The following is a 25,392-nucleotide window of genomic DNA, read 5'->3' on the forward strand; positions in this document are numbered from 1 at the left end:
ATCAATTCTCCAGGACGTCGAGCAGGCCCAGGGGCAGCGGCACGTCCATCAGCTTGTCGAACAACAGATAGAGACCGATGGCCATCAGGCTGATGATCACCACGCTCGGCACCCAACGACCGCCATACAGGCGCGCCATCGGAACCCCGACCACAATGCTGGCGAGGATGAAACCCAGGGGTTCGAAGGTCCCGGCGAATATCAGCAGCAGCACTACGCAGATGCCGATTTTCTGCAGGGTCTCGCGATCCAGTTGCGGATCTTCGTCGCTGTGCACGATGGGCGTCGGACGAAACACCATATAAAGCAGGGCCAGGCTCAGCAGCCCGATCATCAGCAAGGGGAAGGCGCGCGGCCCGACCGGTTCATAGGAAAAGGCTGCCTGGTAGGGCCAGGCCATCAGCGCGAGGCCGACGCAAACCAGCAGCAGCACTGAAGCGAAAATACGTTGGATGAGCATGACTAACTCCTGGGCGGCGCCGCAGTGATGCAGGCGCCGCCGCGAGAACAGAGGCGATTACTGGACCAGGCCAAACTCTTTGGCCAGCATCTTGTAGTCGGCCACTTGCTTCTTCACGTAGGTGTCCAGTTCCGGACCGGTCATGGCGAACGGAAACAGTTCGCGCTGGTCACGCAGCTTGGCGAAGTCTTCGGAAGCCAGCAGCTTGTCGAATGCGTTTTTCCACCAGGCGTAGTCTTCATCACTGACCTTCGGCCCGAGGTAGAAGCCACGAACCACTGGCCAGACGATCTCGTAGCCTTGTTCGCGAGCGGTCGGGATGTCTTTCATTTCCGGCTCATCCAGGCGCTTCTCGGCGAACACTGCCAGCAGGCGCATGTCGCCGCTCTGGATGTGTGGCATGGAGTCGGAGATGTCCGTACTGCCTACCTGAATATGGCCGCCCAGCAGGGCCGTTGCGATCTCGCCACCGCCTTCGAGCGCCACGTAGCGCAGTTTGCGCGGATCGATACCGGCGGCCTTGGCGATCAGCGCAGTTTGCATCCAGTCCTGGCTGCCCACGGTGCCGCCGGAACCGATGACCACGGAACCTGGATCTTTCTTCAGTGCCTGTACCAGATCATCGAGGTTCTTATAGGGCGAATCGCTCTTGACCGCGATGGCGCCATAGCTGGTGCCAACGGCTGCCAACCAGCGAACGGCGTTTTCGTCGAAACGCCCGAATTTGCCTTGGGCCAGGTTCAGCAGCGAGCCACTGGACCAGGCCACCAGCGTGCCGGCGTCGGCCGGGCGCTGAGCGACCACTGCGTTGTAGGCCACTGCACCGACGCCGCCGGGCATGTAGGTCACACGCATCGGTTTGGTCAGCAGTTTTTCGTTCACCAGGGCGCTTTGGGCCAGTTTGCACGTCAGGTCAAAACCGCCGCCAGGCGCGGCCGGGGCGATGCATTCCGGACGCTTGGGTTCGGCGAGCAATTGCCCGGCGAACATCAGGCAACCAGCGGCCAGGGCTACTTTACGCAGTGATAGGTTCATTTTTGTCTCCACAGGAGTTGTTGTTGTGTGTTGCACATTTGCCGTTGCCGGACCCTTCGGGAATCGACAGCGGGCCATCAGGAGCGATAGGTCACGTGGCGTAGACGCACAGCGACGACGGTGCAAGACCGGCGAAAGCGGTGGCGCAAGTGAAGGCGATCTGGTTGAGGCGGGAAGGGCGAGCAGGCGTCGGGGCCTGGGGCTGTATGGACAGCATGGTGAATACTCCGCTCTATTGTTCTTATTTGGCGAAAACGCTTCGGGGCGTTTTTCGTTCGCGAGGTGCCTCGCGACCGGCAGTCGAAACTGGCCGTTGGAGGACTGTAACCGGCCAACCTTTCGCTAACCTTTCAAAAGCTTTCACGATGTTTTTGGCTTCACAGAGGTGGATGCGGCTGTAAACTCCGCGCCACAGAATGGTGCCGACCATCCCTGAATCGAGGTGAAATCCAATGCGTGTCCTGCTCGTCGAAGACCATCTCCAGCTGGCCGAAAGTGTAGCCCAGGCGCTCAAGAGCACCGGTTTGACCGTGGATGTGCTGCACGACGGGGTGGCGGCCGACCTGGCTTTGAGCAGCGAGGAGTACGCGGTCGCGATTCTCGATGTAGGGCTGCCACGCATGGACGGTTTCGAGGTGCTGGCCCGGCTGCGGGCCCGTGGCAAGACCTTGCCGGTGTTGATGCTGACCGCCCGTAGCGACGTCAAGGACCGGGTCCATGGCCTGAACCTGGGCGCTGACGATTACCTGGCCAAGCCGTTCGAACTCACCGAGCTGGAAGCTCGGGTAAAGGCACTGTTGCGCCGTAGCGTATTGGGTGGCGAACGCCAGCAGCGCTGTGGTGGGTTGATTTATGACCTGGACACCCGCCGCTTCACCCTCGACGACGAATTGCTGACCCTGACTTCCCGCGAGCAGGCCGTGCTGGAAGCCTTGATCGCCCGACCAGGGCGGGTGATGAGCAAGGAGCAGCTTGCGGCCCAGGTGTTCGGCCTGGACGAAGAGGCCAGCCCCGATGCCATCGAAATCTACGTCCACCGCCTGCGCAAGAAACTCGACGGTCATGCCGTGGCGATCGTGACATTCCGTGGCCTGGGCTACCTGCTGGAAACCCGCGATGCATAAGCCCGACAGTTTGCGTTGGCGGCTGCTCTGGAACCTCGCACTGCTGTTGGTGGTACTGATGCTCGCCAGTGGCCTGAGTGCCTATTGGAACGGTCGCGAAGCCGCGGACACGGCCTACGATCGCACGCTATTGGCCTCGGCCCGGACCATCGCCGCCGGCCTGTCGCAACGCGACGGCAGCCTCAGCGCGGATGTGCCTTACGTGGCCCTGGATACCTTTGCCTACGACAGCGCCGGGCGTATTTACTACCAGGTCAATGACATCCACCAGAAGCTGATTTCCGGCTACGAAAACCTCCCAGGTCCACCGCCCGGTACGCCGCGTACCGACGATTACCCGGCCCTGGCGCGCTTTTATAACGCCAGCTATCAGGGGCAGGATGTGCGGGTGGTGAGCCTGCTCAAGGCGGTGAGTGAACCGAACATGAATGGCATGGCGGAGATTCGCGTGGCGGAAACCGAAGAGGCTCGGATCAGCATGGCCCGCGGCTTGATGGCCGACACACTGTTGCGCCTGGGTATGCTGGCGGTGGGCGCGCTGCTGATGGTGTGGTTCGCCGTCAGTGCCGCCTTGCGCCCCCTGGAGCGCTTGCGCACGGCGGTGGAGGAACGTCAGCCGGATGATTTGCGGCCATTGCCCCTGGTGGAGGTCCAGCATGAACTCTGGCCACTGGTGCGGGCCCTCAACCATTTCACCGAGCGTCTTCGCGGGCAATTCGAGCGTCAGGCGCAATTCATCGCCGACGCCGCCCATGAACTGCGCACGCCTTTGGCTGCGCTGAAGGCTCGGCTTGAGCTGGGGCTGCGCGCCAGCGAGCCGGCAATCTGGCGTGAAACCCTGGAAACCGCGGCCCAGGGCACGGATCGGTTGACCCATCTGGCGAATCAGTTGCTGTCCCTGGCACGTGTCGAAAATGGTGCCCGGGCCATCGCCGAGGGCGGCGCGCAGTTGCTTGATCTCAGCCAATTGGCACGGGAGCTGGGTATGGCCATGGCCCCGTTGGCCCATGCCCGTGGCGTGGCGTTGGCTTTGGAAGCCGACGAACCGGTATGGCTGCGAGGTGAGCCGACCTTGTTGAACGAGTTGTTGAGCAACCTGGTGGACAACGCCCTGGCCCATACCCCATCGGGCGGCAATGTGATCCTGCGGGTCACAGCGCCTGCGGTGCTTGAGGTCGAGGACGATGGGCCGGGCATCCCGCCGCATGAGCGAGACCGCGTGTTCGAGCGCTTCTATCGACGCAATCAGCAAGTGGCCGGTTCGGGCCTGGGGTTGGCGATCGTCGGTGAAATCTGCCGTGCGCACCTGGCGCAAATCACGCTGCATGATGGGCAGGAGGGTGGTTTGAAAGTTAGGGTGAGCTTTATCCCCGGTTCAGATTGAGAGTCGAACACTATCTTGTGGCGAGGGAGCTTGCTCCCGCTCGACTGCGCAGCAGTCGCACGCTGATGGGGCCGCTTCGCGGCCCAGCGGGAGCAAGCTCCCTCGCCACAAAAACGTTTCTTGCCTCCGGACGTTCTAGTAAAACATCGACCGCGCTTCTTCGATCTCCGCGCACCGGGCTTTGTTTTCCGGGTCGATGCCCAGCTTATTGAAGGCCGGTACCCCGAAGGCATCGATCCTGCCCAGGGGGTGGTCGGAGTCCTTGTAGCAATACAACGCAGCAACCTGCACCAGGTCGACGTAATCGAGTTGCTTCGAATCTCGGGTGAAGTCCAGATACAGCCCCGGCAGCTTCACCAGTCTTTCTGGAAACTCCCAAACACTGAGCAACTTGTCTCCCAGCACCGGGTGAATCGTCTCGATAACGTGATTGAGACTGACCGGGTCAGACAGCAATTCATTGTTGTCTTCGGCGTAGGTGAGAATCGGCAGTACGCCGATCTGATGCACCAGCCCACCCAGCGCGGCCTGATCGGGTTTGAGTTGCGTATAGATCCGGCACAACGCATAGCAGACACCGGCGATTTCCAGGCTTTTACGCCAGACTTCGCGCATCTTCTGTTCCACCACTTCGGAACGGGCATGGAAAATCTGCTCCATGACCAGGCCGATGGCCAGGTTGCTGCTGTAGTTGACCCCCAGCCGGGTGATGGCTGTGTGCAGGTCAGTGACTTCCTGGGTCGCACGCAGCAGTGGGCTGTTGACCACTTTTATCAGGCGCGCCGAAAGCGCCGTGTCACGACCAATCACCTTGCTCAGGTTGCTGACGCTGATTTCCGGGTCTTCGGCGGCCCGGCGAATCTGCAGGGCCACTTCCGGTAATGTTGGCAGAACCAGGTCATCGTTATCGATGGCCTCCACCAAATCCCGTTGGACCTTATCCGCCAAATCGCTCATTTCGTTTCTCTAGGGTATTACGACAAAATGCTGCGATCAGCGCTGGATTTCGCGGTCGCGGTCCAGTTCGTAAGGCAGGTCGAGCAATTGCAGGCCCGGGCCTTCCAGCGCGCCGAGGTGCAAATTGTCATCTACTGCAGCTTCGGCCTGTACCACTGCCAGCAGTTCAATGTTTCGTTCGGCGTGAGCGGCCATCACCACTTCACCGATAGAGCTGCCGTGCGTGGGTGAAAATAAGGGGGTGCCAGGCTCGGGCAGTTCACCGGCATCCATTTGCAGCCGATACAGGCGCCGCTTGAGTTTGCCCAGGTACTGCATGCGGGCGACGATTTCCTGGCCGGTGTAGCAACCTTTCTTGAAGCTCACGCCGCCAACGGCTTGCAGATTGAGCATCTGCGGAATGAACAGTTCGCGGGTAGCCGGCATGACCTGGCCGATCCCGGCGCGGATCTGACCCAGCAGCCACTGGTTCAGCTCGCCCTCGGTCAACTGTTCGCGCAGCCGGGCTGACAGCGGGTCGGCCTGTTCGGCGGGCGCCCAAAGTTCGGCGCGGTTTGGAGAGACGCGAATGGCAATCAGGCAATCATGACGAACGACGCTGTCGGTCTCGGCCGGCAGCTCAAGGCCCAAGGCTGCGAGCGCCGTGTCGGCGTTCTCCAGGCCGAAGCGAGCCCAGGCGGTGCTTTCATCGGTCAGTCTGGATTTGGAGAACACGGCATACTTTTTCAGGTCCGCCAGTTGCGGTTCGAGCAATTCGCTGGCCATTGCCATCAGTACACCATCGCCCTCGAGCAGGATGCGGAAACTCGATTGCATCCGGCCCTTCTGGGTGCAGCGGGCACCGAGGCTGGCCCGGCTGTCGCTCAGGTAGTTGAGGTTGCAGGTCAATTGGCCTTGCAGGAATTTGCCAGCGTCCACGCCGCGGACCGCGAGAACGCCTTCGTGGGACAGGGTGCAGAAAAAAGCGGAATCAGCCATGGGTCATCGCAGGGTAAAAAGTCTGGTGGACATCATAAGGGGGCGCCCTTGAAATGGGTAGTTCACAAAGGATCGGTGGTGCCTGACCCGAGCCGTCTGTTCCATCGCGGCGGGGCCTGTATACTTGCGCTCTATTTGAGGAGCGCTCCATGGTCGAAGATGTTGAACTGAATCGCCTTTACTGGCACAGCCGCCGCGGCATGCTTGAGCTTGACGTGTTGCTGGTGCCGTTCGTGAAAGAAGTTTATCCCCACCTTAACGACGTCGACCGTGCGTGCTACGTGCGTCTGCTCGAGTGCGAGGATCAGGACATGTTCGGCTGGTTCATGGAACGCAGCGAATCCGAAGACCCGGAGCTGCAGCGCATGGTTCGGATGATTCTGGACCGTGTCCAGCCCAAGTAATCGCTTTGAATGCCGCTGGCAGGCTTCCGGGCAACTGCTGGCGGCCTATCTCCTGGCCCAGGCCTTTGCCTTGGGTTCGTTGTTGCTGTTGTCCGTCCCGTTCTGGTTAATCAGCCTCGGCGTGCTGCTGTGCCTGGCCCATGGTGCCTGGACGCTACCGCGGCATCTATTGTTGACCCACCGGCAGGCTTTTTGCCGGTTGCGTCGTGACGCCGATGGCTGGCAGCTGTGGAACAGGGCATCTGGCTGGCAGGCGGTGCAATTGCGCCCTGACAGCCTGGCATTGCCGATGATTATCGTGCTGCGTTTTCGCCTGCGGGGGGAGTGGTGGGTCCGCTCGCTGTGTGTGCCTCGCGATGCGCTGGCGCCGGATCTGCATCGGCGCCTGCGGGTTCGGCTCAAGTTCAGCCGGCGTAGGTGGGCGGCACCAGGATAGTGTCCAACGCTTCGGGCAGCAGGCCCGGGTAGTCGAGCGTGTAGTGCAGCCCGCGGCTTTCCTTGCGTTCCATGGCTGAGCGGATCATCAGTTCAGCGACCTGGGCCAGGTTGCGCAACTCGATCAGGTCGCGGCTGACCTTGTAGTTGCTGTAGAACTCATCGATTTCATCCAGCAACAGCCGCACCCGATGCTGCGCCCGTTGCAGGCGTTTGTTGGTGCGCACGATGCCGACGTAGTCCCACATGAAGCGCCGCAGTTCGTCCCAGTTGTGAGCGATGATCACATCTTCGTCCGAGTCGGTGACCTGGCTGGCGTCCCACGAGGGCAGGGCGGATGGGGCGGCGATCTGTGGCAATTGCTCAAGAATGTCCGCTGCCGCCGAGCGGGCGTAGACGAAACATTCCAGCAACGAGTTGCTGGCCATGCGGTTGGCGCCATGCAGGCCGGTGAAGCTGGTTTCGCCAATGGCATACAGGCCCGGTACGTCAGTGCGCCCCTGTTGGTCGACCATCACCCCGCCGCAGGTGTAATGCGCCGCTGGTACCACCGGAATCGGTTGCTTGGTGATGTCGATGGAAAATTCCAGGCAACGCTCGTACACCGTGGGGAAATGGCTCTTGATGAACGCTTCGGGCTTGTGGCTGATGTCCAGGTAGACGCAGTCGATGCCCAGGCGCTTCATTTCGTGGTCAATGGCCCGGGCGACGATATCCCGGGGCGCCAGTTCGGCACGGGAATCGAAGCGCTGCATGAAACGCTCGCCGTTAGGAAGTTTCAGGTGAGCACCTTCGCCGCGCAGGGCCTCGGTGATCAGGAAGCTCTTGGCCAACGGATGGTAGAGGCATGTGGGGTGGAACTGATTGAACTCCAGGTTCGCCACCCGGCAGCCTGAACGCCAGGCCATGGCAATGCCGTCCCCGCATGCGCCGTCGGGGTTGCTGGTGTAAAGGTAGACTTTCGCGGCACCGCCGGAGGCCAGGATCACGAAGCGGGCGCCGTAGGTGTCGACCTCCCCGGTGCCACGGTTGAGCACGTAGGCACCCAGGCACCGATCACCGTCCAGACCCAAGCGTTTTTCGGTAATCAGATCGACCGCGACGCGTTGTTCCAGAAGCTCGATATTGGGCCGCTGGCGGGCTTGGGCCAGCAACGTCTTGAAAATCGCCGCACCGGTGGCATCGGCAGCGTGAATGATGCGCCGATGGCTGTGACCGCCCTCGCGGGTCAGGTGAAACTCGAAACCACCGTCTTCGGTACCGGATTGCTCGTCACGCGTGAAGGGGACGCCCTGGTCGATCAGCCACTGTATGGCTTCCCTGCTGTGTTCGACGGTGAAACGCACGGCTTCTGGATTGCACAGGCCGCCCCCGGCATTGAGGGTGTCATCGACATGCGATTCAATAGTGTCGGTGTCATCCAGCACGGCCGCGACGCCACCCTGGGCCCAGAATGTCGAACCGTTGGCCAGGTCGCCTTTGCTCAGTACTGCGATGCGCAGATGCTCAGGCAGTGTCAACGCCAGGCTCAATCCGGCGGCGCCGCTGCCGATTACCAGAACATCGTGTTGGAACTGTTGGCTCATTTGAAAGGTTTCCGCTCAAAACGACCCGGGTCGGGGTTGGCGCAAGACTTCCATTTCAATGGGTCAGGCAGCCATGCAGCCCACTAGTATATAGAGAGGGGGATCGGCACAATAGCGGCGTATTCATGGCAATGTGAAACCAGAATGACACAATGGTGACGCTTCGTCGGATCACGATTTTGGTGGATGGGCGACAAGGCGACCGTTTCGAGGATGAAAGGCTGTTTATCTCGTCAGGGTTGCTCGATGTTCCACACACAAGGCTATAAATAGTTGGAACTTTTGCCGAGCGACTGGGTTCAATAGACGGTTGTCTGCAAAAGGGAACAGCGTCGGGTTGGTGCAAGATTAGGATTTGAATCTTTGCCGACAGGCCCGGCGACAGATTATTCGCGCAGCCGGGGAATCTCGTGCTGCGTTTTTCGTGCGTGCCGGATCAGAGCGCGCCGGAAACTTGCTTGGAGGGGAGAACTTTTGCGAAAAGCCCGAGTCTATGGTTGCAAGCCCGGTCGATTAGTAATGCAAGCCTCCTTCGAGCTTATCGAGGAGTGTTCATGCTAACCCAGGAAGAGGATCAGCAACTGGTCGAGCGCGTTCAACGCGGCGACAAGCGAGCTTTCGATCTGCTAGTGCTGAAATACCAGCACAAAATTCTCGGGTTGATCGTGCGTTTTGTGCACGACACCCATGAAGCCCAGGATGTTGCTCAGGAAGCCTTCATCAAGGCTTACCGTGCGCTTGGTAATTTTCGCGGAGATAGCGCGTTTTACACGTGGCTTTACCGCATCGCCATTAACACGGCGAAAAACTATCTGGTTTCACGCGGCCGCCGGCCGCCGGATAGCGATGTGAGTTCTGAAGATGCAGAGTTCTATGATGGCGATCACGGCCTCAAGGATCTTGAATCACCGGAACGAGCGTTGCTGCGGGATGAGATCGAAGGCACTGTCCATCGGACCATCCAGCAACTGCCCGAAGATTTGCGTACGGCTCTAACTTTACGTGAATTCGACGGTCTGAGTTACGAGGACATTGCCAGCGTCATGCAGTGTCCGGTGGGTACCGTGCGCTCCCGGATTTTCCGCGCTCGGGAGGCCATCGATAAAGCCCTGCAACCTTTGTTGCAGGAAAACTGAGACAGCGGCGACAGCCAAGAGAGGAACGCCATGAGTCGTGAAGCCCTGCAGGAATCGCTGTCCGCAGTGATGGATAACGAAGCGGACGAATTGGAATTGCGTCGGGTACTCAATGCCTTCGACGATGTTGAAACCCGTGAGACCTGGGCTCGTTACCAGATCGCCCGGGCTGTCATGCACAAGGACCTGCTGCTTCCGCGTCTGGACATCGCTGCGGCTGTATCTGCTGCTCTGGCTGATGAAGCTGTTCCGGCCAAAGCCTCCCGCAGCCCTTGGCGCAGCCTGGGTCGTCTTGCGGTTGCCGCTTCGGTTACGGTGGCCGTGCTGGCCGGGGTTCGCCTCTACAACCAGGATGAGATCGCCGGTGTGCAAATGGCCCAGCAGTCCAATCAGCCTGGCTTGGCCGCTCCACAGGTCAAGGGCCCGGCAGTGTTGGCCGGTTATAGCGAAAGCTCGGAAGTCGCCGGTCCAATGGCCAACGGTGTGCTGCAAGGCCAACCAGGCTGGCATGATCAGCGTCTGCCCAACTACCTGCGTCAGCATGCCCAGGAAGCAGCCCTGAAAGGTACTGAAAGCGCGCTGCCTTACGCCCGTGCAGCCAGTCTGGAAAACCGCTAAGGAGGACCATTGCGCGCCATACCTCTATTTTCGCTTCTGTTGGGTGGCTGGTGCGTTATCCCAGCCTATGCCGGTGAAGCTCAGGACTGGCTTAATCGTCTGAGTCAGGCCGAGCAACAGCAAAGCTTCCAGGGCACTTTCGTTTACGAGCGTAACGGTAGTTTTTCTACCCATAACATCTGGCATCGTGTCCAGGATGGCAAAGTCCGCGAGCGGTTACTCCAGCTCGATGGGTCGGCACAGGAAGTCCTGCGCATTGATGGACGTACTCAATGCGTAAGCGGCTCCTTGATCGCTGGGGTGGGGAATACGCCTGAAGGCACGGCACGTGCGCTCGATCCGCAAAAACTCAAGAATTGGTATGATCTTGCCGTCATTGGCAAGTCGCGCGTGGCCGGGCGCCCTGCGGTGATTGTGGCGCTGACGCCCAAGGACCAGCATCGTTATGGTTTCGAACTGCATCTGGACCGAGAGACCGGCCTGCCGCTCAAGTCTCTGTTGCTCAATGACAAGGGCCAGCTGCTCGAGCGTTTCCAGTTCACACGTTTGAATATCACGGCACCGTCCGACGCTGATCTGCAAGCCACTGCCGAATGCAAGGTAGTAGCGCAGACCCCAGCTAAAAGTGCCATGGCGAAAACTGCATGGCGTTCGGACTGGCTTCCGCCGGGCTTCGAACTGACCAGCAGTGCGCTGAGAAAGGATCCGGAAACCAACGTTCAGGTCAATAGCCTGATGTACGATGATGGCTTGGCTCGTTTCTCGGTGTTTCTGGAACCGTTGAACGGCGCGACCGTCACCGACACGCGTACGCAGCTCGGCCCGACAGCAGCTGTTTCGCGTCGACTCACGACTCCCCAGGGCGAAATGATGGTCACGGTGGTCGGCGAAATTCCCATCGGCACAGCGGAACGGATCGCGCTCTCCATGCGTTCCGATGCCACGGCGACTCAATAGCTGCCAGGGTGGTTCGATTGGGCAAGAGGCTTACAGCGTCGGGACTTGATCGAAATGCCGAAACTTTCTGTCAGTATTTTCATTTGCAAAACTTCAATTTTTTTTCTATAGGTCAGAGCCGCTCGGCTCTGGCCTTGCCTGTTTGCGGAACAAAAATACCGGCGTATCTTCCTCTGGTATTTCTTGCTCCATATCGCTTAACCACGCTCGTCGTAACGGGAGCCGTATGTCGATACCACGCTTGAAAACCTATCTTTCCATCTTTGCCACTGTGCTTGTGCTCGGTCAGGCCGTTCCCGCTATGGCGGTCGAATTGCCTGACTTCACTGAGCTGGTCGAGCAAGCCTCGCCTGCGGTGGTGAACATCAGTACCACCCAGAAACTGCCGGAACGCCGGGTGATGGATCAGCAGATGCCGGACCTGGAAGGTTTGCCGCCGATGTTGCGCGAGTTCTTCGAACGCGGGATGCCGCAACCGCGTTCGCCCGGCGGTGGCCGTCAGCGTGAAGCGCAGTCCCTGGGCTCGGGTTTCATTATTTCGCCCGACGGTTACATCCTGACCAATAACCACGTGATTGCCGATGCCGACGAGATCCTGGTGCGCCTGGCAGACCGCAGTGAGCTCAAGGCCAAGCTGATCGGCACTGACCCGCGTTCTGACGTGGCGTTGCTGAAGATCGAAGGGAAAGATCTGCCCGTGCTCAAGCTGGGCAAATCCCAGAACCTGAAAGCCGGCCAGTGGGTCGTGGCCATCGGTTCGCCGTTTGGCTTCGACCATACCGTAACCCAGGGCATCGTCAGCGCCATCGGTCGCAGCCTGCCAAACGAAAACTACGTGCCGTTCATCCAGACCGACGTGCCGATCAACCCAGGCAACTCCGGTGGGCCGTTGTTCAACCTCGACGGTGAAGTCGTGGGGATCAACTCCCAGATATATACCCGTTCGGGCGGCTTCATGGGCGTGTCCTTCGCGATTCCGATCGACGTCGCCATGGACGTGTCCAATCAGCTGAAAACCGAAGGCAAGGTCAGCCGCGGCTGGTTGGGCGTGGTCATTCAGGAAGTGAACAAGGACCTGGCCGAGTCGTTCGGCCTGGAGAAACCAGCCGGTGCGCTGGTGGCGCAGATTCAGGAGGGTGGTCCGGCTGCCAAGGGTGGCCTGCAAGTGGGCGACGTGATCCTGAGCATGAATGGCCAGCCGATCGTCATGTCCGCTGACTTGCCACATCTGGTGGGCGCCCTCAAGGCCGGTTCCAAGGCTAATCTGGAAGTGATTCGCGAAGGCAAGCGCACAAACGTCGAATTGACCGTCGGCGCCATCCCTGAGGAAGGCAAGGAGCTGGACTCGCTGGCCAAGTCAGGCGTGGAACGTAGCAGCAATCGTCTGGGCGTGGCTGTGGCGGAGCTTACGCCAGAGCAAAAACGGACCCTGGAGCTGCAAGGTGGTGTAGTGATCAAGGAGGTGCAGGAGGGGCCTGCGGCCATGATCGGCCTGCAACCAGGCGACATCATCACTCACCTGAACAACCAGGCAATCGGTTCGGCCAAGGAGTTCACCGACATCGCCAAGGCGTTGCCGAAGAATCGTTCAGTCTCGATGCGGGTTCTGCGTCAGGGCCGTGCGAGTTTCATTACCTTCAAGCTGGCCGAGTGATCGCTTAGCTGTCCCCAAAAAAAACCGCCTCGAAAGAGGCGGTTTTTTTGTGTCCGAAAAGACTCAGCCCATCATGTCCTTGACCATGCGCTCCTGTTCCATGAGCTCGCGCTGCCTGGCGTCGATGCGTGACGACAGCGGGAAATTGCTGCCCGCGCGCCGTTTGGCGAAGTCCAGTTGCTGGATGGCCTGGCGGTAGTCGCCCACCAGGGCGAAGTATTCGGCGCGGGCCTGGTGCAGGCCGATGATGTTGCCCGACAGTCCGCGGGTCTCTGCCACCATGTACCAGACATCCGGATCGTCTGGACGAGTCTTGAGCAGGTTCTCCAGAGCCTTCTCTGCGTCGGCGGGGCGGTTCTGCTTGAGCAGCAAGTCGACGCGCACCTGATTCAGCGGATAGTTGCCCGGGTACTGGGTCAGCATCCGGTCGACGCGAGCCTGAGCGTCTGGCAGCTTGTTGCTGGTGATATCCAGATCGACCTGGGCCAGGTTATAGATGATCTCGTTGGGCGATTTGGCCAGTAGCTGCTTGAGGTTTTCCCGGGCCTCATTCAACTGGCCACCCTTGATCTGCGCGATCGCCAAGCCATAGCGGGCCACGTCGTTCTTCGGATTTTCATCCAGCTGCGCCCGGAAGCGCTTGGCGCCCAGCCCCGGAGTTTCTTCGTAGATCAACTTGACCCGTGCGCGAATCAATTGATAACGCATGCTGTCTTCGATGCCACCTGGCCTTGCCTGTTCGGCACGGTTGCGGGTGTCGGCGATTCGGGACTCGGTCACTGGGTGAGTCAGTAGGAATTCAGGGGGCCTGGCGTCGAAACGGTACTGGCGCATCAATCGTTCGAACATGGTCGGCATGGACCGCGGATCATAGCCGGCCTTTTCCAGGTTCTGGATGCCGATGCGGTCGGCTTCCTGTTCGTTCTGGCGAGAGAAACGCCGTTGTTCCTGGATGGCTGCCGCCTGGGTGCCGGCAATGGCCGCGATCCCGGCGTCACCCCCACCGGCGGCGGCGATCACGATGCCGGCCAGCAGCGCTGCCATCATCGGCACCTGCATGCGTTGTTGGGCTTCGACGCCCCGGGCAAAGTGGCGTTGCGACAAGTGCGCCAGTTCGTGGGCCATGACCGAGGCGTATTCACCTTCGGTCTGCGCATTGAGGAACAGTCCACCGTTGACCCCGACGATTCCGCCGGGTGCGGCGAAAGCGTTGAGCTGCGGGCTGTTGATCAGGATGAATTCCAGGCGTCGGTCGTTGACCTGGCTGGTCTCCACCAGTTTGTAAACGCTGGACTCGACGTAGTCCTTGAGCTGTGGATCGTTGAGCTGTGAGACCTGACTGCGCAGCAAGGCCAGCCAGGCGCGACCCAACTGGTGCTCCTGTTGCGGCGAGACGATGGCAGAACTGGCGTCGCCAAGTGACGGCAGGTCGTCGGCGAAGCCCGGTGAGGCAAGCAGGCAAGCGAGCGTCAGCAGGGTGGGGCGCAGAAATGTCATGCACGAAGCCTTAGTCGACAAAGACCCTACTGTAGCCGGACACCAGGCCCGGGACCAGATATTCTAAGTCGCTCAACGACCTGTTGCGGAGTGAACCGATGACCGATGCTGTAGCCCCCGATGCCGAACTGGACGCCAGCGGCCTGAATTGTCCGTTACCACTGCTCAAGGCCAAGCTGGAACTCAATCGCCTGGCCAGCGGCGCAGTGCTCAAGGTGACCGCAACGGATGCGGGCTCCCAGCGCGATTTTCGCACCTTTGCCCGACTGGCCGGTCATACGCTGCTGCGTGAAGAAGACGACAACGGCGTATACCGTTATTGGCTGAAGAAAGCCTGAAAATCAACAGCGGCCCTTAAGGATTTTTAATGTTCAAAGTGTTACGCGACTGGATCCAGCGCTACTTCTCCGACGAAGAGGCGGTGGTGCTGGCAGTGTTGCTGTTCCTGGCCTTCACGGCAGTCCTCACGCTGGGCGGCATGCTCGCGCCGGTGCTGGCAGGGATGGTGCTGGCGTACCTGATGCAGGGGCTGGTCATGACACTGGAACGGATGCGGCTGCCTGGCGCCATGGCGGTAGGGCTGGTGTTCGCCCTATTCATGGGGTTGTTGGTGGTGTTCGTCGTCGTGATCATGCCGCTGCTCTGGCATCAGTTGGTGACCTTGTTCAACGAATTGCCCGGGATGCTCGTCAAATGGCAGTCGCTGTTGTTGCTGTTGCCGGAGCGCTATCCGCATCTGGTGTCCGATGAACAGGTACTGCAGGCCATAGAGGTGGTGCGCGGCCAGATCGGCAAGTTCGGCCAGTGGGCGCTGACGTTTTCTTTGTCCAGCCTGCCGCTTCTGGTGAACATCATGATCTACCTGGTGCTGGTGCCGATCCTGGTGTTTTTCTTTCTCAAGGATCGGGAAATGATCGGGCGCTGGGTCCGTGGCTATCTGCCTCGCGAGCGGGCGCTGATCACCCGGGTGGCCCAGGAAATGAATCGCCAGATCGCCAACTACATTCGCGGAAAAGTCATCGAGATTTTCATCTGCGGCGGCGTGACCTACATCGGCTTCGTCGCCCTGGGGCTCAATTACGCGGCATTGCTGGCGCTGCTGGTGGGCATTTCGGTGGTGGTGCCGTATGTCGGGACCGTGGTGGTGACCGTGCCCGTGGCGTTGATCGCGCTGTTCCAATGGGGATGGAGCGATCAGTTCATTTATCTGATGGCCGTCTACGGGATCATCCAGGCGCTTGATGGCAACGTGCTGGTGCCGCTGCTGTTCTCCGAGGCGGTGAACCTGCATCCGGTGGTGATCATCTGCGCGGTATTGCTGTTTGGCGGGCTGTGGGGGTTTTGGGGCGTGTTCTTTGCCATTCCCCTGGCAACACTGTTCAAGGCTGTGCTGGATGCGTGGCCGAGCCGTGAGCCGGTGGTGGCGCCGTTGCTTTAGCTTGATTAATCAGGTGATGCTGATGGCCCCATCGCGAGCAAGCTCGCTCCCACAGGGGATTTATGGTGTTCATCAATCCTGTGGGAGCGAGCTTGCTCGCGATAGCGTCAGGACAGACAGAAAAAACTTCAGGCCTTGTTCAGAGCCTGCGCCGCCGCCAACACCGCATCCACATGCCCGGGCACCTTCACGCCGCGCCATTCCTGGCGTAGCACGCCATCTTTGTCGATCAGGAACGTGCTGCGATCAACGCCCAGGTATTCCTTGCCATAGAGCTTTTTCAGCTTGATCACGTCGAACAGCTGGCAGACGGCTTCGTCCTTGTCGCTGATCAGCTCGAACGGAAACTCCTGCTTGCACTTGAAGTTCTCGTGGGACTTGAGGCTATCGCGCGATACGCCGAACACTTCGGTGTTGGCAGCCTGGAACTGGGCGTACTGGTCACGAAAACCCTGGCCTTCGGTGGTACACCCCGGGGTGCTGTCCTTGGGATAGAAGTAAATCACCACCTGCTTGCCTTTAAGGGCCGCGAGGCTGACGGTGTGCCCGCTGGTGGCGGGCGCCTGGAAATCGGTAACCGGTTGGTCGATGGCAACGGCCATGAACGCTTCCTTACATTGGGTTTTGGGGGCGCCACGGTTCGATCAGGGCATCGAGGTTCATCGCGTCGGCGAAATCCAGGAACTGATCGCGCAGCCAACTGATCTGGGTGCCGGCCGGCAGTGTCACGGTGAACGTGGCATTGAGCATGGTGCCGCCCGTCTGCGGGGCCTGGTAGGTGTCGCAGGTCAGGTTTTCCAGCTCGACATGGTGGTCCATGAAGAACTGGCACAGCTCGTTGATGATGTCCGGGCGATAGGCCGAACTCACATACGCCACGTAGGGCAGGGCCTGGGGGCGGTTCTCCAGGGCGGCGCTGCGCACCACGTTGACGGTGAAGGCGTGTTTCTTGGCCAGCACCGGCAGGCTCGCTTCCAGGCGGGCCAGGGCGTCCCAGCTGCCGGAAATCTCAAGCACGAGCGCACTGCATTCGCCATGACGGGTCAGGCGTGAAGTTACGACGGCGCAGCGATTTTCATGGCTGGCGCGGCACAGGACGTTAGTCAGCTCCATGGGGTTGGCGCCAAGGGCACTGATAACAAGGAATTGTTCGCGGACTGTGGGGGTGGACATGCAGCATTCCTAAAGCGATGAGCGGTCGGCACTTTTGCAGCTCGGCACGGCGACAGACCGGGATAAACGAACGACTCAAGCCCTGTGCCTGGGGTTGCGCTGCATTCCGGGACGGCGGGAATGCGGCAGGACAAACGCAGGAATGGGGCTTGTGGCGACGAATAACGGAGGCTGGGAACCGGCGTATGAGCTTATCGGTACCGATCAAAGCCTGAAGGGTAGCGAAAACCATCGCCAAGGGGAATGGTAGTTCGCTTGTACAAGCATCTTGGCGCCAGTACCATTACCGCTCTCTTTTTCCGGCAGGAGCGGTTTCATGATTGCGGGCAGTATGGTGGCACTGGTCACACCCATGGATGCACAAGGGCGTCTTGACTGGGCCAGCCTCAGCAAACTCGTGGACTTCCACCTTGAAAACGGCACCCATGCCATTGTCGCCGTCGGTACCACTGGCGAATCGGCAACCCTCGATGTCAACGAGCACATCGAAGTCATCCGTGCCGTGGTCAAGCAGGTCGCTGGCCAGATTCCTGTTATCGCCGGTACCGGCGCCAACTCGACCCGCGAAGCCGTCGAGCTGACCCGCAACGCCAAGGAAGCCGGTGCCGACGCGTGCCTGCTGGTCGTGCCGTACTACAACAAGCCAACCCAGGAAGGCTTGTACCAGCACTTCAAGCACATTGCCGAAGCGGTCGACATCCCGCAGATCCTCTACAACGTTCCCGGCCGCACTTCCTGCGACATGCAGGCCGAGACCGTGATTCGCCTCTCCACCGTGCCGAACATCATCGGTATCAAGGAAGCCACCGGCGACCTGGACCGCGCCAAGGCCATCCTCGCTGGCGTGAGTGATGACTTCATCGTGCTGTCCGGCGATGATCCGACCGCGGTCGAGCTGATCCTGCTGGGTGGCAAGGGCAATATCTCCGTCACCGCCAACGTCGCTCCGCGCGAAATGGCCGACCTGTGCGAGGCTGCGCTCAAGGGCGACGCCGAGACCGCGCGGGCAATCAACGAAAAACTGATGCCGTTGCACAAGGATCTGTTCATCGAAGCCAACCCGATTCCGGTGAAGTGGGCTTTGGTTGAAATGGGCCTGATGCATCAAGGCATCCGCCTGCCGCTCACCTGGCTGAGCGAAGCCTGTCACGAACCGCTTCGGCAGGCCATGCGCCAGTCGGGCGTCCTGGTTTAATTGAGGAAGTACAACGCATGAAGCGAATGGCCGGACTTTCCGCACTTGCCTTGATTATCTCCAGCACCAGTGGCTGCGGATGGGTCTGGGGCCCGGAAGGTTACTTCCGCGACCGTGGTAGCGATTACCTGGAAGCGCAACAGACTGCACCGATGCAACTGCCTCCCGATGTCAATGTCGCCAAACGTCTGGATCCGCTGTTGCCGATCCCGCGTAATGTGGCCGACGACAGCGTCAAGGGCGAATACATCGTCCCCCGTCCGCAGCCGCTGTCGGCCATGGCCGATGCCAGCGACTACACCCTGCAGAAGAGTGGCGATTCAAGCTGGGTCATGGCCCAGCATCCACCGGCCGAAGTCTGGCCCGTGGCGATCCAGTTCTTCCAGGACAACGGTTTCCGCCTGGACGAGCAGCGCCCGCAAACGGGCGAATTCACCACGACCTGGCAACGTGCCGATGAGCTGTCCGCCGCCATGGCCAAGCGCCTGAGCGCCGCCGGTGTCGGTGCCGACAGCGAAAGCCGCGTGCGGGTTCGCATCGAGCCGGGCGTGCAGCGCAACACCAGTGAAATCTACGTGGTCAGCGCTGAACGCCCTGCCGGCAGCACCGCTGATGTGGCCTTCACCAACCGTTCGGTCAACACCGGCCTGGACGCTGCGCTGGTGGACGACATGCTCGCCAGCATGAGCCGTACCGCAGAACAGGGCGGTTCGGTTTCGATGCTTGCATCCCGGGACTTCGACGTCCCGAGCCGCGTCAGCCTGAGCGAAGACGGCAGCGGCAACCCGGTGCTCAACGTCGGCTCCGACCTGGATCGCGCCTGGTCGAGCGTAGGTCGTGCGCTGGAACAAGGTGAGTGGCGGGTTGAAGACATCAACCGCAGCCTGGGCCTGTACTACATCAACCTCGCCGAAAAGGCCGAGAAGAAAGATGAGAAGCCTGGCTTCTTCAGCGGTCTGTTCGGCAGCGCGCCGGACAAGGAAGAAATTGAAGCCCGTGCCGAGCGTTATCAGGTTCGCCTGAGCAAGGTGGGTGACAACGTTCAGGTGACCGTCGAGAAAAACATCAACACCGTGGCGCCGGCCGATGTGGCCCGCAAGGTATTGAGCGTGATTCAGGACAACCTGGGCTGATCCGATGCGTTTTGCCGTTCTCGGCAGCGGTAGCCAAGGGAACGGCACGCTGATAGCCAGCGCCGGCACGTATGTGCTGGTCGATTGTGGTTTCTCTTTGCGAGAAACCGAGAAACGCCTGTTGCGCCTGGGTGTGCACCCGGCGCAATTGAGCGCGATACTCGTAACCCACGAACATGCCGACCACGTGCATGGCGTGGGTTTGCTGTCTCGGCGCTACAATCTGCCGGTGTACCTGAGCCGTGGAACACTGGAGGGGCTGCGTAAGCCCATCGAACCTGCTGGCTTCGTCGCCGGTGGCGAGCAACTGCGCATTGGTGCTCTGGAAGTCAGTGTGGTCAGCGTGGCGCACGACGCCCGGGAGCCAACGCAGTATGTGTTCAGCGACGGTGAGCGGCGCTTTGGGTTGCTGACCGACCTGGGTTCGTATTGCGACAGGGTGATGGACAGCTACCGGGATCTCGATGCATTGATGATCGAGTCCAACCATTGCCGTGACATGCTGGCGCGCGGGTACTACCCGTACTTTCTCAAGCAGCGGGTAGGCGGGGAACACGGACATTTGAACAACCACCAGGCGGCGTTCCTGGTGGCCGAGTTGGGCTGGCAAGGCCTGCAACACCTGGTCCTGGCCCATCTGAGCAGCAAGAACAACCTGCCGCAGCTGGCCCGGCAATGTTTCGTCGACACCCTAGGGTGCGACCCGGACTGGCTGCAACTGGCCGATCAAGATTCAGGGCTCGACTGGCGACATATCGCCTAGCCCATCTACTTAGCAAGCGGAGCCCATCATGGAAAAACGTGAAGAACTCTACCGCGGCAAAGCCAAATCGGTTTACAAGACCGACGACGCAGACCGCTTGATCCTGCTGTTTCGCAACGACACCTCGGCGTTCGACGGCAAGCGCATCGAACAGCTGGACCGCAAAGGCATGGTGAACAACAAGTTCAACGCCTTCATCATGCAGAAGCTCGAAGCCGCTGGCGTGCCGACTCAGTTCGACAAGTTGCTGGGCGACAACGAATGCCTGGTCAAGAAGCTGGACATGATCCCGGTCGAATGCGTCGTGCGTAACTACGCCGCCGGCAGCCTGGTCAAGCGCCTGGGCGTGGAAGAGGGCATGAAGCTCAACCCATACACCTTCGAGCTGTTCCTGAAGGACGACGCCAAGGGCGACCCGTTCATCAATGAATCCCACGTTGTGGCGTTCGGTTGGGGCACCGCCGAGCAACTGGCGCGCATGAAGGAGTTGTCCCTCAAGGTCAACGAGGTGCTGACCAAGCTGTTCGACGACGCCGGTCTGCTGCTGGTGGACTTCAAGCTTGAATTCGGTGTGTTCAGCGATGGCTCCATCGTCCTGGGTGACGAATTCAGCCCGGACGGCTGCCGCCTCTGGGACAAGGACACCAAGAAGAAGATGGACAAGGACCGCTTCCGCCAGGGTCTGGGTGATGTCATCGAAGCCTACGAAGAAGTTGCCCAGCGTCTGGGCGTGCCGCTGTAATCGACGCAAGCATCTGATAGCACGGAAAAAATTTCGCCCGGGGGTTCGCTTCCGGCGAATGTGCTGGTATGATGCGCGCCACTGGAGAGATGCCGGAGTGGCCGAACGGGACGGATTCGAAATCCGTTGTACTGGCGACAGTACCTAGGGTTCAAATCCCTATCTCTCCGCCATTATTGAATACGACTAAGCCCCTGAAATGGTTGAACATTTCAGGGGCTTTTTCGTTTCTGGGGGTAGGGCATTTTTAGGGCCAAAAGGCTCGCTATGATGTCGTCCGATGCTAAAGGTCCGAGGGCTGGTCAAATACTCATGGTGAGCCATTTTTGATTAGAGCTATGCGGCGTCACTCATCTAGGTCGGGAAAAATGATTTTTTCTACGATCCAAGGTTCCACAATGTCGCTATGAACCGTACGTAAAAACGATCCCCATTCCTTCCGATTGTGAGCATCTGGTCCAATGATCGTCAGCATTAGGTACGCATCTTTGAAATCATCATAGGCATAGATAAGCCAGAAGTCGTTGTCAGGGTCTTCTGTTAGGGCTGTGCGGTAGTACTGGCGGCCGATTTGAGTCCAACGAGCTTGTGTTTCTGCAGTGCTCGCCAAATGATGTGACACATATCGCTCAGATCGAGCTGTTCATCTCTGCCAAAGATAGCCGGAAGCTCGCCGCACACCTTGTAGTTATAAAAGTGTGCGGCAATATTTTTCCAGTTCTGTGTTTGTTCAAAAAGTGCGGAAATTTTAACGGCTGGCATCCACGCCTACTTTGTAATAGGAAGCTTGCCAGTGATTACAAAATTATCGAACACTTTCTGACCATCACGTGCAGCTTGTCGAACGTCAAGAAATGTCAGCTCTTCGTGAGTGACTTTTCTGCGCGCTTTCTCGACTTTTTTTGTGGTAGCCATCGGAGCCTCCGAGGTGTGTGTATTCATGCTGATCAGCTTATGTGATTAATCGAGTCCGGGCAAACCGGAGGGTTTCAGTGTCATCGAACCATGCTCGTTTCGACGAAATGGGCCCCGTCAGGGGCCCTTTGAACTAGGCCGGCTCTGCATCCAATCGTCGGGCTATGACATCGAGCACGTCACAGCCATCTCTCAAGGGGATACAGCACAGCTGTGCAAAGTCCTGAAGGATTACCGAGTCGCTGGGAATGTCCCCGCGCATTGCGAGGTTCTCTAAAAGCTGGGTAACTGCGCGAATTCTATAGCCCGCCGTGTCAAGCAGTATGTGCAAAGGCGCAGAGGTATCGACGAAGAGGGGTTGATCGTCGGCATTACTGGTAAGAGCCATGTATCTATTCATTTTTTAAATTCCATTTGATTGAGGACCTTCTTAATCGTCGCCAAACGAATAAGGTGGTAGCTGTACGCGGGTTGGCGAACCGGACAAATAGAAAAACCGGCAGATCCGAAGATCTCCCACGCACAGCTACCGAAAAGCAGCATATTGCGCACGGTAGCGTTCCGCAATCCGCGAGAGGTTCCTGCATATTTGTCATGGGTCGCCAAACCCAAGCCGCTCCTACGAACGACGCTTGGACTATAGGGCCCTTCTGTAGAAATTATCAATCAGATGATGCGTAAGAAGATTCCCTGAATTATGTGGCCGGGAAATGTCAGAAAAGTCCCCGCAGCAATTGCGTCTCCCCACCTTTTTCGATCCCGGCCAACCCCCTCCACGACCTGCATAACCACAGTGTCTTCCAGGCCGAAAGCTTTGTGTCAATCAGACTAATGGTCTATAGCTCAAGGCATGCCTGCCGATAAGAAGGCTAACCCCCATAGAAGGAGTGCCCCCCATGATGCGGTTCTTTGCCGACCTGGGCTTTCGCTGGAAAATTACCCTGCCGATTGCTTTTCTGGCGCTGTTGTTGGTGTTGATGGGGTGGTCAGGCATGCGAGGCATCGACCAGGTGACGGCGTCCAGCACACAGCTGACCAAGCGTTACTTGCCGGCCATCAGCTTGCTGCTCAATGCCGATCGCGATCTTTACCAGGCTTTTGTTGCCGAGCGTAGTCTGCTCGATGGTCATGCGGACGAGCATCTGACAGCGCTGAGCGCCAGTCATGAGGAGAATGCGAAGCAGGCTTATGATCGCGTGCAGCAATATGCCGCGATGCAGCCCGGTGCCGAGGCGCTGGCGTTGGTCAGTCAGTTCAATGACGCTTTTGTAAAGTGGAAGCAGGTTTCGAGGCGCGTAATGGAGCTGTCCGTGGGGGATATGGAGGCGGCCAGCAAACTGAGTTTTGGTGACGGCGAACGCCTGTTCGAGGCCATGCGTGATCCCATCGACAAACTTGGCGAGCTGGAAGACCAGGCGTCCCACCGCGAGGGAGACGCGGCGATAGAAAATGGCGAGGAAGTGGGGGTGCATCAGGGCGGCATTCTGTTGATCGGTCTGCTTGGCTGCATTCTGGTCGTTGTTGCCTTGCCAATGGTCGTGCTGCGTCCTATGCGTCGTTTGCTCAGCCGCGTCGAGCAGATTGCAGAGGGTGGCGGTGATTTGAAGGCGCGTCTTGAGGTTCGTTCGGCTGACGAGCTGGGCCAGCTCGGCAGCGCATTCAACCGCTTTCTCGACAAACTGCAGCCGCTGATCGCCGAGGTGGGCCGGGTGACCGGAGAGGTCGATGCCGCGGCACGCGCCATGGCCAGCATGGCTGCGACCAATGACCAATTGATCAGCAGCGAGCATGCGGCACTCGATCAGGTCAGCACCGCCGCGACCCAGATGAGCGCCGCCGTGCATGAAGTCGCCCACAACGCGCTGAATGCCTCGGATGCTGCACAACAGGCCACCAGTCAGTCCCGTGATGGTGCCGACGTTGTCAGCAGCACCATCGAATCGATCCGCCAACTGGCCCAGGAAGTGGAAAGCGCGTCGGGAACCATCGAGGCCTTGGCCCAGGAAACCTCCAGTATCGGCGCGGTCCTCGAGGTGATCCGTGGCATCGCTGAACAGACCAATCTGCTTGCACTGAACGCCGCCATCGAGGCTGCGCGAGCCGGCGAGCAAGGCCGCGGTTTTGCGGTCGTGGCTGACGAAGTCAGGGCGCTGGCGGCGCGGACCCAGGATTCGACCAAGGATATCCAGGTCCGTATCGAGCGCTTGCAGTCGGGTGTCGCCAAGGCCGTTCAAGCCATGCACGTCGGTAGCACCAAGGCCCGTGACAGCGTCGAGCGGGCAGCGAGTGTCGATCAGGTGCTCAGCGGCACGGGCGGTTCCATACAGCGGATCAACGATATGGCCGCGCAGATCGCCAACGCTTGCGAAGAGCAGAGCAGTGTCACTGAGGAAATCGCCCGCAACATCTCCGACATCCGCGACCTGTCCAACGAAGCGGCGCAGAACTCTGCCCAGAGCATGCATGCCAGCCAGCAGCTTTCCGGGCTGTCGAGGACATTGGCGGAGTTGACCGGCCGTTTTCGCACCTGAGTCCAGGCGCGATGGTGGCCACCCTCCCAGCCTTGGCGGCGCTCACCGGCGAGCGCTTGCGAGCCCTGCATCAGGACGGTTTCGTCCTGATGCCTGCGGTGTTGAGCACCGCGCAAATCACCGACCTGCGCCATGCAATCGATCGCCTCAAGCCTCAGCACTGGGACTACAGCGGCGTGATCGATCACTACAAATGCGTGTTCAATCGCGATCCGTTCTGGTTGCCGTTTCTCGATATGGAAGGGGTGATCGAGCTGGCCGAGGCGGCTCTGGGGGATGATTGCCACATCATTGGGCAGACTGCCTGGCGGTGCCATCCCGGTTTTGTCGGCGCCCCGTTGCACCTGGATTACCTGGCAATGGCATTGCCACCTCAGCTTCTGGCCGATCCAGCTTTCGAGTTGCCGATGCAGATTTTCACCGCACAGTTTTACCTCGATGACATCAATGCCGAACTGAGCCCCACCTGCGTCATTCCCGGCAGTCATCGGGCGGGGCGGGCGCCCGTGGCGGGCGAAACGCAATGGCAAGGGCGCGTCGCGCAACCGGTATTGTGCCGGGCGGGGGATGTGCTGGTGCTGCGTAGCGAGTTGTGGCATGCCGGCAGCGAGAACCGCAGCGTCGATCGTTCACGTTATATGCTGCAGGTTCACTATGGCCGGCGGATGATCGCGCAGAAGTTCTCGCCTTATCTGTACTGGCAATTCAACCCTGCTGTGCTGGCCGCCGCGACACCTCGCCAACGGCGCCTGTTGGGTGATCATCAGGAGGCTGAGTACGATTGACCTCCTGGCATCGGTTACGTCACGGGGCGACGTCAGATCCAGACATCATTCACCGCTGTTCGCTCATTGGTTTCATCGCCCGTGTTAATGACACCGCGAGGTTCGATCAACAGCAATTTCACTTCCAGTGCGGCGCTTGGCTTGTGCTCGACACCTTTTTTCACCACGTACATCTCGCCTGGGCCAATCGTCACCGCGCCGTCGCGAAAATCAATGCGAAGCTCGCCTTCCAGCACGATGAAGGTTTCATCGGTATCGGCGTGGGTATGCCAGACGAAGTCACCTTCGAGCCGGACGATCTTGAACTGGTAGTCGTTCATTTCGGCCACGACTTTCGGGGCCCACTGTTCCTGGAAGAGTGTGTATTTCTGAGCGAAATTGATGGGGGAGTAGTGAGTGCTCATGGGGAATGCTCGTCTTGTGAAGGGGGTGAGCGCGACCTTACTGCCTGAGCCTGAGCAGGTATTGGATGATTGTGCAGCTTTTGTGGGG

Annotated in this window: 27 protein-coding genes, 1 tRNA gene and 2 pseudogenes; 18 read left to right on the plus strand and 12 right to left on the minus strand. The window is 59.5% G+C overall.

Annotation, left to right across the window (positions count from 1 at the left end; genetic code table 11):
* Position 1 precedes the first annotated feature (1 nt).
* From GKKCFE_RS05475 to GKKCFE_RS05485, 3 genes are all read right to left on the minus strand, one after another.
* Positions 2–460, minus strand: a complete 459-nt coding sequence (locus GKKCFE_RS05475; protein ID WP_092397315.1) for a tripartite tricarboxylate transporter TctB family protein — start codon at positions 458–460, stop codon at positions 2–4.
* A gap of 57 nt (positions 461–517) precedes the next feature.
* On the minus strand, positions 518–1,495 hold the full coding sequence (locus GKKCFE_RS05480) for a Bug family tripartite tricarboxylate transporter substrate binding protein (protein ID WP_047227979.1): 978 nt from the start codon (positions 1,493–1,495) through the stop codon (positions 518–520).
* Between the two features lie 91 nt (positions 1,496–1,586).
* Positions 1,587–1,712 carry a hypothetical protein gene (locus tag GKKCFE_RS05485; RefSeq protein ID WP_445577572.1) on the minus strand — a complete coding sequence of 42 codons (126 nt, stop codon included), beginning with the start codon at positions 1,710–1,712 and terminating at the stop codon, positions 1,587–1,589.
* Between the two features lie 235 nt (positions 1,713–1,947).
* On the opposite strand from GKKCFE_RS05485, the gene GKKCFE_RS05490 reads away from it, so the two are divergent.
* Both GKKCFE_RS05490 and GKKCFE_RS05495 read left to right on the plus strand, forming a co-directional pair.
* Positions 1,948–2,619 carry a response regulator gene (locus tag GKKCFE_RS05490; protein WP_047227978.1) on the plus strand — a complete coding sequence of 224 codons (672 nt, stop codon included), beginning with the start codon at positions 1,948–1,950 and terminating at the stop codon, positions 2,617–2,619.
* A complete protein-coding gene (locus GKKCFE_RS05495) occupies positions 2,612–4,003 on the plus strand; it encodes a sensor histidine kinase (RefSeq protein ID WP_047227977.1) in 1,392 nt (463 codons plus the stop codon). Before GKKCFE_RS05490 ends, GKKCFE_RS05495 begins: the two co-directional genes overlap by 8 nt.
* Before the next feature lie 135 nt (positions 4,004–4,138).
* Here GKKCFE_RS05495 and GKKCFE_RS05500 read toward each other — a convergent pair whose 3' ends face one another.
* Both GKKCFE_RS05500 and ygfZ read right to left on the minus strand, forming a co-directional pair.
* Positions 4,139–4,960 (minus strand): HDOD domain-containing protein, encoded by an 822-nt coding sequence (locus GKKCFE_RS05500; protein WP_047227976.1) that lies wholly within the window; start codon positions 4,958–4,960, stop codon positions 4,139–4,141.
* Between the two features lie 36 nt (positions 4,961–4,996).
* On the minus strand, positions 4,997–5,938 hold the full coding sequence (ygfZ, locus tag GKKCFE_RS05505; RefSeq protein ID WP_445577573.1) for a CAF17-like 4Fe-4S cluster assembly/insertion protein YgfZ: 942 nt from the start codon (positions 5,936–5,938) through the stop codon (positions 4,997–4,999).
* A 149-nt stretch (positions 5,939–6,087) separates the two neighbouring features.
* On the opposite strand from ygfZ, the gene GKKCFE_RS05510 reads away from it, so the two are divergent.
* On the plus strand, positions 6,088–6,342 hold the full coding sequence (locus GKKCFE_RS05510) for an FAD assembly factor SdhE (protein ID WP_007930227.1): 255 nt from the start codon (positions 6,088–6,090) through the stop codon (positions 6,340–6,342).
* Positions 6,326–6,778 carry a protein YgfX gene (locus GKKCFE_RS05515; RefSeq protein WP_305467692.1) on the plus strand — a complete coding sequence of 151 codons (453 nt, stop codon included), beginning with the start codon at positions 6,326–6,328 and terminating at the stop codon, positions 6,776–6,778. The genes GKKCFE_RS05510 and GKKCFE_RS05515 overlap by 17 nt, the downstream gene beginning before the upstream one ends.
* Here the strand turns inward: GKKCFE_RS05515 and nadB are convergent.
* Positions 6,747–8,363: an L-aspartate oxidase gene (gene nadB, locus GKKCFE_RS05520; RefSeq protein ID WP_047227973.1), complete on the minus strand. Its 1,617-nt coding sequence runs from the start codon at positions 8,361–8,363 to the stop codon at positions 6,747–6,749. The two genes, GKKCFE_RS05515 and nadB, sit on opposite strands and share 32 nt — an antisense overlap.
* A gap of 554 nt (positions 8,364–8,917) precedes the next feature.
* On the opposite strand from nadB, the gene rpoE reads away from it, so the two are divergent.
* The 4 genes from rpoE (at position 8,918) to GKKCFE_RS05540 (ending at position 12,728) form a co-directional block, all read left to right on the plus strand.
* Positions 8,918–9,499, plus strand: coding sequence for an RNA polymerase sigma factor RpoE (gene rpoE / locus GKKCFE_RS05525; RefSeq protein ID WP_003172477.1), 582 nt, complete (start codon positions 8,918–8,920; stop codon positions 9,497–9,499).
* Between the two features lie 30 nt (positions 9,500–9,529).
* Entirely contained in the window at positions 9,530–10,117 is a 588-nt protein-coding gene (locus tag GKKCFE_RS05530; RefSeq protein WP_047227972.1) for a sigma-E factor negative regulatory protein, read from the plus strand.
* Between the two features lie 9 nt (positions 10,118–10,126).
* Positions 10,127–11,074, plus strand: a complete 948-nt coding sequence (locus GKKCFE_RS05535) for a MucB/RseB C-terminal domain-containing protein (protein WP_139050917.1) — start codon at positions 10,127–10,129, stop codon at positions 11,072–11,074.
* 226 nt (positions 11,075–11,300) lie between these two features.
* The gene (locus GKKCFE_RS05540; protein ID WP_047227970.1) at positions 11,301–12,728 is read left to right on the plus strand and encodes a DegQ family serine endoprotease; all 1,428 of its coding nucleotides are present in this window, start codon (positions 11,301–11,303) and stop codon (positions 12,726–12,728) included.
* A gap of 63 nt (positions 12,729–12,791) precedes the next feature.
* On the opposite strand, the gene GKKCFE_RS05545 is transcribed toward GKKCFE_RS05540, so the two are convergent.
* Entirely contained in the window at positions 12,792–14,225 is a 1,434-nt protein-coding gene (locus GKKCFE_RS05545; protein WP_076385958.1) for a M48 family metalloprotease, read from the minus strand.
* Between the two features lie 98 nt (positions 14,226–14,323).
* Between GKKCFE_RS05545 and GKKCFE_RS05550 the strand changes: the two genes are divergently transcribed.
* On the plus strand, positions 14,324–14,563 hold the full coding sequence (locus GKKCFE_RS05550) for a sulfurtransferase TusA family protein (RefSeq protein ID WP_047227968.1): 240 nt from the start codon (positions 14,324–14,326) through the stop codon (positions 14,561–14,563).
* A gap of 29 nt (positions 14,564–14,592) precedes the next feature.
* Entirely contained in the window at positions 14,593–15,663 is a 1,071-nt protein-coding gene (locus tag GKKCFE_RS05555) for an AI-2E family transporter (protein ID WP_139050916.1), read from the plus strand.
* Between the two features lie 128 nt (positions 15,664–15,791).
* Here the strand turns inward: GKKCFE_RS05555 and GKKCFE_RS05560 are convergent, their stop codons facing one another.
* Both GKKCFE_RS05560 and GKKCFE_RS05565 read right to left on the minus strand, forming a co-directional pair.
* Entirely contained in the window at positions 15,792–16,265 is a 474-nt protein-coding gene (locus GKKCFE_RS05560; RefSeq protein ID WP_047227966.1) for a peroxiredoxin, read from the minus strand.
* 10 nt (positions 16,266–16,275) lie between these two features.
* Complete coding sequence (locus GKKCFE_RS05565; protein WP_047227965.1) at positions 16,276–16,836, minus strand: glycine cleavage system protein R; 561 nt, start codon at positions 16,834–16,836, stop codon at positions 16,276–16,278.
* A 316-nt stretch (positions 16,837–17,152) separates the two neighbouring features.
* Here GKKCFE_RS05565 and dapA point away from each other — a divergent pair, with 316 nt between their 5' ends.
* The 5 genes from dapA (at position 17,153) to GKKCFE_RS05590 (ending at position 20,842) form a co-directional block, all read left to right on the plus strand.
* Entirely contained in the window at positions 17,153–18,031 is an 879-nt protein-coding gene (gene dapA, locus GKKCFE_RS05570) for a 4-hydroxy-tetrahydrodipicolinate synthase (protein WP_076385956.1), read from the plus strand.
* 17 nt (positions 18,032–18,048) lie between these two features.
* Positions 18,049–19,164: an outer membrane protein assembly factor BamC gene (gene bamC, locus GKKCFE_RS05575; protein WP_047227963.1), complete on the plus strand. Its 1,116-nt coding sequence runs from the start codon at positions 18,049–18,051 to the stop codon at positions 19,162–19,164.
* Positions 19,165–19,168: 4 nt separating this feature from the next.
* Positions 19,169–19,927, plus strand: coding sequence for an MBL fold metallo-hydrolase (locus tag GKKCFE_RS05580; protein ID WP_047227962.1), 759 nt, complete (start codon positions 19,169–19,171; stop codon positions 19,925–19,927).
* A 28-nt stretch (positions 19,928–19,955) separates the two neighbouring features.
* Positions 19,956–20,669, plus strand: a complete 714-nt coding sequence (gene purC / locus GKKCFE_RS05585) for a phosphoribosylaminoimidazolesuccinocarboxamide synthase (protein ID WP_025212375.1) — start codon at positions 19,956–19,958, stop codon at positions 20,667–20,669.
* An 83-nt stretch (positions 20,670–20,752) separates the two neighbouring features.
* Positions 20,753–20,842, plus strand: a tRNA-Ser gene (locus GKKCFE_RS05590).
* Between the two features lie 367 nt (positions 20,843–21,209).
* Here GKKCFE_RS05590 and GKKCFE_RS05595 read toward each other — a convergent pair.
* Positions 21,210–21,431, minus strand: coding sequence for a hypothetical protein (locus GKKCFE_RS05595; RefSeq protein ID WP_445577574.1), 222 nt, complete (start codon positions 21,429–21,431; stop codon positions 21,210–21,212).
* A gap of 286 nt (positions 21,432–21,717) precedes the next feature.
* A complete protein-coding gene (locus GKKCFE_RS05600) occupies positions 21,718–21,984 on the minus strand; it encodes a hypothetical protein (protein ID WP_047227960.1) in 267 nt (88 codons plus the stop codon).
* Positions 21,985–22,576: 592 nt separating this feature from the next.
* On the opposite strand from GKKCFE_RS05600, the pseudogene GKKCFE_RS05605 reads away from it, so the two are divergent.
* The 3 genes and pseudogenes from GKKCFE_RS05605 to GKKCFE_RS05615 all read left to right on the plus strand — a co-directional run.
* A pseudogene (locus GKKCFE_RS05605) lies at positions 22,577–23,209 on the plus strand (MCP four helix bundle domain-containing protein); the annotation flags it as partial.
* A 306-nt stretch (positions 23,210–23,515) separates the two neighbouring features.
* Positions 23,516–24,115: pseudogene (locus GKKCFE_RS05610) on the plus strand (methyl-accepting chemotaxis protein); the annotation flags it as partial.
* 89 nt (positions 24,116–24,204) lie between these two features.
* Positions 24,205–24,900: a phytanoyl-CoA dioxygenase family protein gene (locus GKKCFE_RS05615; protein WP_445578028.1), complete on the plus strand. Its 696-nt coding sequence runs from the start codon at positions 24,205–24,207 to the stop codon at positions 24,898–24,900.
* A gap of 32 nt (positions 24,901–24,932) precedes the next feature.
* Here the strand turns inward: GKKCFE_RS05615 and GKKCFE_RS05620 are convergent, their stop codons facing one another.
* The gene (locus GKKCFE_RS05620; protein WP_076385948.1) at positions 24,933–25,304 is read right to left on the minus strand and encodes a cupin domain-containing protein; all 372 of its coding nucleotides are present in this window, start codon (positions 25,302–25,304) and stop codon (positions 24,933–24,935) included.
* Between the last annotated feature and the right edge of the window lie 88 nt (positions 25,305–25,392).

The sequence above is a fragment of the Pseudomonas sp. E141 genome (assembly GCF_052659885.1).

Excerpts from the sequence above, each read along its gene's own strand:
- GKKCFE_RS05475 (WP_092397315.1), bottom strand. The coding sequence starts at position 460 with ATGCTCATCCAACGTATTTTCGCTTCAGTGCTGCTGCTGGTTTGCGTC.
- GKKCFE_RS05480 (WP_047227979.1), bottom strand. The coding sequence starts at position 1,495 with ATGAACCTATCACTGCGTAAAGTAGCCCTGGCCGCTGGTTGCCTGATG.
- GKKCFE_RS05485 (WP_445577572.1), bottom strand. The coding sequence starts at position 1,712 with ATGCTGTCCATACAGCCCCAGGCCCCGACGCCTGCTCGCCCTTCCCGC.
- GKKCFE_RS05490 (WP_047227978.1), top strand. The coding sequence starts at position 1,948 with ATGCGTGTCCTGCTCGTCGAAGACCATCTCCAGCTGGCCGAAAGTGTA.
- GKKCFE_RS05495 (WP_047227977.1), top strand. The coding sequence starts at position 2,612 with ATGCATAAGCCCGACAGTTTGCGTTGGCGGCTGCTCTGGAACCTCGCA.
- GKKCFE_RS05500 (WP_047227976.1), bottom strand. The coding sequence starts at position 4,960 with ATGAGCGATTTGGCGGATAAGGTCCAACGGGATTTGGTGGAGGCCATC.
- ygfZ (WP_445577573.1), bottom strand. The coding sequence starts at position 5,938 with ATGGCTGATTCCGCTTTTTTCTGCACCCTGTCCCACGAAGGCGTTCTC.
- GKKCFE_RS05510 (WP_007930227.1), top strand. The coding sequence starts at position 6,088 with ATGGTCGAAGATGTTGAACTGAATCGCCTTTACTGGCACAGCCGCCGC.
- nadB (WP_047227973.1), bottom strand. The coding sequence starts at position 8,363 with ATGAGCCAACAGTTCCAACACGATGTTCTGGTAATCGGCAGCGGCGCC.
- rpoE (WP_003172477.1), top strand. The coding sequence starts at position 8,918 with ATGCTAACCCAGGAAGAGGATCAGCAACTGGTCGAGCGCGTTCAACGC.
- GKKCFE_RS05530 (WP_047227972.1), top strand. The coding sequence starts at position 9,530 with ATGAGTCGTGAAGCCCTGCAGGAATCGCTGTCCGCAGTGATGGATAAC.
- GKKCFE_RS05540 (WP_047227970.1), top strand. The coding sequence starts at position 11,301 with ATGTCGATACCACGCTTGAAAACCTATCTTTCCATCTTTGCCACTGTG.
- GKKCFE_RS05545 (WP_076385958.1), bottom strand. The coding sequence starts at position 14,225 with ATGACATTTCTGCGCCCCACCCTGCTGACGCTCGCTTGCCTGCTTGCC.
- GKKCFE_RS05550 (WP_047227968.1), top strand. The coding sequence starts at position 14,324 with ATGACCGATGCTGTAGCCCCCGATGCCGAACTGGACGCCAGCGGCCTG.
- GKKCFE_RS05555 (WP_139050916.1), top strand. The coding sequence starts at position 14,593 with ATGTTCAAAGTGTTACGCGACTGGATCCAGCGCTACTTCTCCGACGAA.
- GKKCFE_RS05560 (WP_047227966.1), bottom strand. The coding sequence starts at position 16,265 with ATGGCCGTTGCCATCGACCAACCGGTTACCGATTTCCAGGCGCCCGCC.
- GKKCFE_RS05565 (WP_047227965.1), bottom strand. The coding sequence starts at position 16,836 with ATGTCCACCCCCACAGTCCGCGAACAATTCCTTGTTATCAGTGCCCTT.
- dapA (WP_076385956.1), top strand. The coding sequence starts at position 17,153 with ATGATTGCGGGCAGTATGGTGGCACTGGTCACACCCATGGATGCACAA.
- bamC (WP_047227963.1), top strand. The coding sequence starts at position 18,049 with ATGAAGCGAATGGCCGGACTTTCCGCACTTGCCTTGATTATCTCCAGC.
- GKKCFE_RS05580 (WP_047227962.1), top strand. The coding sequence starts at position 19,169 with ATGCGTTTTGCCGTTCTCGGCAGCGGTAGCCAAGGGAACGGCACGCTG.
- purC (WP_025212375.1), top strand. The coding sequence starts at position 19,956 with ATGGAAAAACGTGAAGAACTCTACCGCGGCAAAGCCAAATCGGTTTAC.
- GKKCFE_RS05595 (WP_445577574.1), bottom strand. The coding sequence starts at position 21,431 with ATGCCAGCCGTTAAAATTTCCGCACTTTTTGAACAAACACAGAACTGG.
- GKKCFE_RS05600 (WP_047227960.1), bottom strand. The coding sequence starts at position 21,984 with ATGAATAGATACATGGCTCTTACCAGTAATGCCGACGATCAACCCCTC.
- GKKCFE_RS05615 (WP_445578028.1), top strand. The coding sequence starts at position 24,205 with ATGCCTGCGGTGTTGAGCACCGCGCAAATCACCGACCTGCGCCATGCA.
- GKKCFE_RS05620 (WP_076385948.1), bottom strand. The coding sequence starts at position 25,304 with ATGAGCACTCACTACTCCCCCATCAATTTCGCTCAGAAATACACACTC.